Source organism: Mesorhizobium sp. M7A.F.Ca.CA.003.01.2.1 (assembly GCF_003998945.1).
Taxonomy (GTDB): Bacteria; Pseudomonadota; Alphaproteobacteria; order Rhizobiales; family Rhizobiaceae; genus Mesorhizobium; species Mesorhizobium ciceri.
Genome location: NZ_RZRA01000316.1, coordinates 1 through 5,539 on the forward strand (window position 1 = coordinate 1; position 5,539 = coordinate 5,539).

The window sequence follows — 5,539 nt, forward strand, 5'->3', positions numbered from 1 at the left end:
ATGCTGGCCGTTTGCCTAGTTCGGAAGCCCTCGAGAGGCGTTGCTCGTCTTGGTATGGCGTCGCCCCTTTTTCCGATCCATCGGCCACGGAGCTAGAATGGTGTCTAGCTGTTGCCGCCTACTTGGTCATCCGGCATGGAGATGCCTATATACCGACCTTCGAAAGGCTGGAATACGAGGTCGAACAAATGCGGCGGAAGCTCGGAAATCGCGAGCGAGCGCAGCGCGTGCTGGCCACGCTCAACCTAAATGGCTCGGACAGCTGGAGCCGTGAGGTTGGTTCTCAAGGCCTGGATGGCGCCGCAATCACATTCGCCCGGGCGGGGTAAAAGCGATTTTTTGGAGCCACTCGCGCTTTTGCGCTAACGAAGGTCCCGCGCCGTATTTGGGCCGGATCCATTTGTGGCCCATCAGAGAAGCAATTACCTTCTCCGGCGCCTCAACTGCCGTCAGCCGGTCCTCGAAAGTGTGTCGCAGGCTATAAAGACTATGCTCGGAAGTCGGCAGAAGTTCCTTGCTGGCGAGCACCTTGTTGACGAGCGCTGAAAGTGACGCGGCCTTGTCGCGATAACGAGGAAAGCCGTCCGGATGGAGCTTGATGGCTGCAAGTGCGCCGCCAACCAAGGGAATGTCACGGGCTGAATGACCGGTCTTCAAGCGACGGCCATTGGGGCGCACCCGCACATGCGGGATTTCTCGATCGAGGTGGATTGTTTCGGTGGTGAGGTTTGCCGCTTCAGAAAGCCTGAGTCCGGTATCGGCAATCACATAGATTAGATGGCGGGCTTCGTCATTGAGTCCGTCGAGCGCGCCTTCAGCGAGTATCTTCTCCTGAATGAACTCCGCTGTGAACGCAGCGCGTTGCCCGGGGACGGCGCCGGAAAGACGCAGGTTTCGAAAAACCGGCTCCAGCTTGAGCTGGTGAGTCAGATCGACGACGCGCAGCATTTTCGAAACATGGCCGATGTCCTTGTTGGCCGTACCGATATCAAGTCCATCCTCAACGATCCGCTTTTGCCACCACTCGCGGAACGCGATTGCGTCGTCCCGAGTGAGGCTTGCGATCTCCTTGTCGCCAATGACTCCAACCAGATTGGCAACTGCGCGCTTTTTGGGGTTACGCCATTTCTTGATTTGGTTGGGCGACATGGTCAGCAAGTTCTGTTGCTCGATCGTCTCGAATTCCTTGATAAGACCGCTCAGGCGGACCGCTGGCCGCTTCTCCCCACCCATGACGGCCGAGACGTCCTGCGCGTCCTCGATCGATTTTTTGTCGAGGAGCAGCTTGATACGGGCCATGAGTTCGTCGAGCGGCCCCGCTGCTAGTTCCTCGTTAGTGCGATAGGCCAATCCAAATGACCGCGCGCGCTTCCTCGCGGCTTCGAAACGCAGCCCCGCCTCGGCGGATTGGCCTTCCCGCAGTCTACGCCAATACGCCTCCAGCCCCGCGCCGAGGCTTTGCACTGCATCTCGCGCCCGTACACCGCGGGGATCGTCAGCCACGGCGACGCCCGTGGAAATGCGTACTAGGCAGCGGCGATCAAACGCCGCGAATTCCTTCGGCACCCTGCGGACGAGATACCAGATGCCTTCACGTTTATGCGGCTTTGGCGCTGCGGAACGTCGCATTATCTTTCTCTAATGTTACACAGTTTGTTACACAGTCTAAGATATGTTTCGCTTCGTGCTGGTCAAGCGCAACAAGGAAGCTTTTGAAAGGAAAGGATTTTTATGGAAGCTAAATGGCGGAGAGGGAGGGATTCGAACCCCCGATGGGCTTGCACCCATGCCGCATTTCGAGTGCGGTGCATTCGACCACTCTGCCACCTCTCCGCGGTCATGGTCGGCCGTTGCCGGCGCGGCGCACTAGATAACGGCTGAACGGGCAGGTTACAAGGCCAATCCGTCAGTTATTTGGCTTGCCGGGCAAGCAGCGGATTCGCGACGGTTCAGCGGCGGCGAGGCCTGGGTAGGTTGGTAACCAGTCACGCGTGCTTGCCTCGACGACGGTCACGTCGTGCAGTCGTGCTGACACGCTCGATCCTTCGGCCGCCAACAACAGTCCCGACAACAGCTGTTTGCCTTGACTCGCACTCAACCTTCGGTTAGGGACAGCGCGCAATCGGCGTGGAGGGTTCTTCCGCGCCGCTTGTTTTTTGAACCCGCAGACTGACAAAAAGACGGCTGAACCGCCAGAGGCGGCTCATCAAGGCCGACCGAACAGCGAAAGGCAAAAAATGTTCGCAGTCATTAAAACGGGTGGCAAGCAGTATCGCGTTGCCGCCAACGATCTCCTGAAGATCGAAAAACTCGAAGCCGCTGTCGGCGATATGGTCGAGATCGGCCACGTCCTCGCACATGGCGAAGGCGAGAATGTCACGTTCGGCGCGCCGTTCGTCGACGGCGCGGTGGTCACCGCCGAAGTCGTCGAGCAGGGCAAGAACCGCACCGTCATCGCCTTCAAGAAGCGCCGCCGGCAGAATTCGCGCCGCAAGATCGGCCATCGCCAGCTTTTGACCACCGTGCGGATCTCCGAGATCCTGCTGGGTGGCGCCAAGCCGACGAAGACGGCAGCGGTCAAGGCGCCGAAGAAGGTGAAGGCCGAGGCCGCCACCGAGGTGCAGGCGGAAGCCGCGCCGAAGAAGGAGCCCAAGGCCAAGGCAGCCGAGACAAAGGCAGCCGAGACCGCGGCAGCGCCGCTGTTCAAGGCGCCCAAGGGTGAGCCGGACGATCTGACCGTGATCAAGGGCATCGGCCCGGTCGCAGCCAAGGATCTCAACGAGCAGGGCATCATCACCTTCGCGCAGCTCGCCAAGCTGACCGACAAGGATGTCGCCAAGATCGACGAGCACATGCCCTTCAGCGCCGACCAGATCAAGGACTGGCGCGAGCAGGCCAAGGAATTGGCGGCGAAGTAATTTTCTGGCGACCAGGTCGCCGGATCGGACTTGAAACGGAACGCGAACGCGTTCATAAGGCCTTTTAGGCGCCTTGCGGCGCAACGGAGTTAGTTAGATGGCACACAAGAAAGCTGGCGGCTCGTCGCGCAACGGTCGCGACTCGCATTCCAAGCGTCTGGGCGTGAAGAAGTTCGGCGGCGAAGCCGTCATCCCGGGCAACATCATCATTCGTCAACGCGGCACCACGTGGCATCCCGGCGTCAATGTCGGCATGGGCACGGACCATACGCTTTTTGCGCTCGAGACCGGCGCCGTGACGTTCAACAAAAAAGCCAACGGCCGAACCTACGTATCGGTCAACCCGATTGCCAAAGCCGCGGAGTAGCCGGTTCCGCACTAGAACACCGGCGCCCATCTCGGGAACCGGTGTCTGGCAAAGCCAGGAAAAGGATCAGGGGAGATGGGTTTCCATCTCCCCTTTTTCTTGTGCCTGGAGGACTTTCAAATGGTTGCCGAAGCGGAAGACTCAGAAGACGAAAGTTACGCGATAGACTGCCCGGTGCTGGTCACCGAGCGGCTGGTGATGCGGGCGCCCCACGAGGGCGATATCGCGGGGCGGGTCGAGCTTGCCGACAACCGCCATGTCGCCGAAATGCTGGCACGCATGCCGCACCCCTATGGCGAGGCCGAGGCGCGCGCTTTCCTGGCCATGACCAAATCGCGCCGGGCCGGCATTGCTTATGCCCTGACGCTGGCCGGCACCGACACCTTCGTCGGTTGCGCCGGCCTCAACACCACCGATCGCGGGCTGGAGCTCGGTTACTGGATCGGCGAGCCGCACTGGAAGAAGGGCTATGCGACGGAAGCAGCGCACGCGCTGGTCGATCTCGCCTTCCAGAGGACGTCGATCCAGGTCCTGCATGCCTCGACGCGGGTCATCAATCCGGCCTCGCGCCGCGTCATCCACAAGTGCGGGTTCCAGTATGCCGGCCAGGGCATGCTGAACTCGATCGTCGCCGGCCAGGTTCCCGTCGAGCGCTACCGGCTCGATCGCAAGACCTGGACCAGCCTGCGGAACTGGGTGCATTTCTGATGGATGACGACGGTCAAACCAATGGTCGACAGCAGCGATATTGAAACGGCCGCGATCGCGCCGATGACGCCTGGGGATATCGAAAGCTTTCATCGCGCGCTCGATGTCGTAGCGCGTGAGCGAAAGTACTTGTCCTTCCTTGAGGCGCCACCGCTGGATCAAGTCAGAAGTTTCGCAATGGATCGTATCGGGAGAGGCGATCCGGGGTTCGTGGCCGTTGTTCGTGGCGAGGTCGTCGGCTGGTGCGACATCTCACGCCATGATCGGCTCATCCATGCCCATCGCGGCTCCCTCGGGATGGGGATTGTTCCTCCCTATCGGGGGCGAGGGCTTGGACTGCGGCTCATCAATGCAACCTTGGCGCAAGCGCGCAGGGCCGGTTTCGTCCGCATCGAACTCTCCGTGCATTCCGACAATGCTCGCGCCATCTCTCTCTACGACAAGGTCGGGTTTGTCAGGGAGGGCGTGCAGCGCGATGCCGTCCATGTCGACGGGGAATACCGCGATACGATCATGATGGCGATCGTCGAACGCGAAAACGCCGCCAGATGAATGGCCATCAGCCCAGTTCGACCCACACCGGCAGATGGTCCGAGCCGACTGCCTTTCGGTCGACCCACAGACGCTGCAGGGATCTGGCAAGCGAAGCGCTGGTAAAGATATAATCGATGCGCTTGTGCCGGCTGGGATCGGTGGGTTGCTTGGGATCGACCCAACTGATGAGATCGTCGCCGGTGGCGTTCAGCCGCAAGGCGGCATCGACGGCGAAGTCGGCGGTCAGCGGCATGCCGAATTCATGGTCCGGCCGGCCGGCGAGTTCGACATATTCGGGTGAGCCGGCCAGCATGTTGAAATCGCCCATGCCGACAAAGGCTTCGGGATGCGGCAGTTCCGGCAGGCCGATCTCGGCGACGCCGGACAGTGCTCCGCCTTCGAGCGCATAGTTCAGCATGCGTTGGCGCAGGAACTGGATCTGGCTGGCGCGTTCGAGGGGGCTGCGGTGATCGAGATGGATGGAATAGAAGCGGATGAAACCAAGCGGCGTCTCGATCAGCGCTTCCAGCGCGCCGCGCTGGAAGTTCATCATCTCGAAGCTGCGGCTGCGCGGCAAAAGCAGGTTGCGCGACAGATGAATGGGCGTCCTAGACAGCACCATGTTGCCGAGCTGGAAGGTTTTCGTGACGGCACGGCCGTTGTCGATGTGCGAACCGATATTGGCCTCGAAATTGCTGCCATAGACGGCGAAATAGTCGGGCAGCGCCTCGCCGATCTCGGCGACCATGTCGCGGCCGCCATTCCGAGGATTGTTGCGGGTCACCTCCTGCAAAGCGATCACGTCGGCGCCGCGCACGGCATCGGCGATGCGCCCGACATCGTACTGCCCGTCGAGGCCGATGCCGTACTGGATGTTGTAGGTTACAAGCTTCATTCCGACGTCTCTCCGGCCAACCCCACATGGCCATTGTCACAAAACGGCCTCGCCCTTCGCCGCGCCTTGGTTTAGAGCAAGGGCCAAGGTTTAGAGCAATGCCGCAAAGCCACTAGT

Annotated in this window: 7 protein-coding genes and 1 tRNA gene; 5 read left to right on the top strand and 3 right to left on the bottom strand. The window is 60.7% G+C overall.

Annotated elements, in window-relative coordinates:
- A partial coding sequence (locus tag EN969_RS35535) for a hypothetical protein (RefSeq protein WP_206525159.1) occupies positions 1-329 on the top strand: 329 nt, incomplete at its 5' end.
- Here EN969_RS35535 and EN969_RS14675 read toward each other — a convergent pair.
- Together EN969_RS14675 and EN969_RS14680 are read right to left on the bottom strand one after the other, a co-directional pair.
- A complete protein-coding gene (locus EN969_RS14675) occupies positions 307-1,629 on the bottom strand; it encodes an integrase (RefSeq protein ID WP_063169217.1) in 1,323 nt (440 codons plus the stop codon). The genes EN969_RS35535 and EN969_RS14675 overlap by 23 nt on opposite strands.
- 114 nt (positions 1,630-1,743) lie before the next feature.
- Positions 1,744-1,833 (bottom strand) — tRNA-Ser (locus EN969_RS14680).
- Between the two features lie 404 nt (positions 1,834-2,237).
- Here EN969_RS14680 and EN969_RS14685 point away from each other — a divergent pair.
- The 4 genes from EN969_RS14685 to EN969_RS14700 all read left to right on the top strand — a co-directional run bounded on the left by EN969_RS14685 (position 2,238) and on the right by EN969_RS14700 (position 4,545).
- A complete protein-coding gene (locus tag EN969_RS14685) occupies positions 2,238-2,918 on the top strand; it encodes a 50S ribosomal protein L21 (protein ID WP_013529062.1) in 681 nt (226 codons plus the stop codon).
- Positions 2,919-3,015: 97 nt separating this feature from the next.
- On the top strand, positions 3,016-3,285 hold the full coding sequence (rpmA, locus tag EN969_RS14690; protein ID WP_013529063.1) for a 50S ribosomal protein L27: 270 nt from the start codon (positions 3,016-3,018) through the stop codon (positions 3,283-3,285).
- A 120-nt stretch (positions 3,286-3,405) separates the two neighbouring features.
- A complete protein-coding gene (locus EN969_RS14695; protein WP_164758259.1) occupies positions 3,406-3,993 on the top strand; it encodes a GNAT family protein in 588 nt (195 codons plus the stop codon).
- Positions 3,994-4,014: 21 nt separating this feature from the next.
- Positions 4,015-4,545, top strand: coding sequence for a GNAT family protein (locus tag EN969_RS14700; protein WP_027163447.1), 531 nt, complete (start codon positions 4,015-4,017; stop codon positions 4,543-4,545).
- 7 nt (positions 4,546-4,552) lie between these two features.
- On the opposite strand, the gene EN969_RS14705 is transcribed toward EN969_RS14700, so the two are convergent.
- A complete protein-coding gene (locus tag EN969_RS14705; protein ID WP_013529066.1) occupies positions 4,553-5,422 on the bottom strand; it encodes an endonuclease/exonuclease/phosphatase family protein in 870 nt (289 codons plus the stop codon).
- Positions 5,423-5,539: the final 117 nt, after the last annotated feature.

Bases quoted from the DNA above. Each gene is read 5' to 3' on its own strand.
- EN969_RS14675 (WP_063169217.1), bottom strand. From the start codon at position 1,629: ATGCGACGTTCCGCAGCGCCAAAGCCGCATAAACGTGAAGGCATCTGG.
- EN969_RS14685 (WP_013529062.1), top strand. From the start codon at position 2,238: ATGTTCGCAGTCATTAAAACGGGTGGCAAGCAGTATCGCGTTGCCGCC.
- rpmA (WP_013529063.1), top strand. From the start codon at position 3,016: ATGGCACACAAGAAAGCTGGCGGCTCGTCGCGCAACGGTCGCGACTCG.
- EN969_RS14695 (WP_164758259.1), top strand. From the start codon at position 3,406: ATGGTTGCCGAAGCGGAAGACTCAGAAGACGAAAGTTACGCGATAGAC.
- EN969_RS14700 (WP_027163447.1), top strand. From the start codon at position 4,015: ATGGTCGACAGCAGCGATATTGAAACGGCCGCGATCGCGCCGATGACG.
- EN969_RS14705 (WP_013529066.1), bottom strand. From the start codon at position 5,422: ATGAAGCTTGTAACCTACAACATCCAGTACGGCATCGGCCTCGACGGG.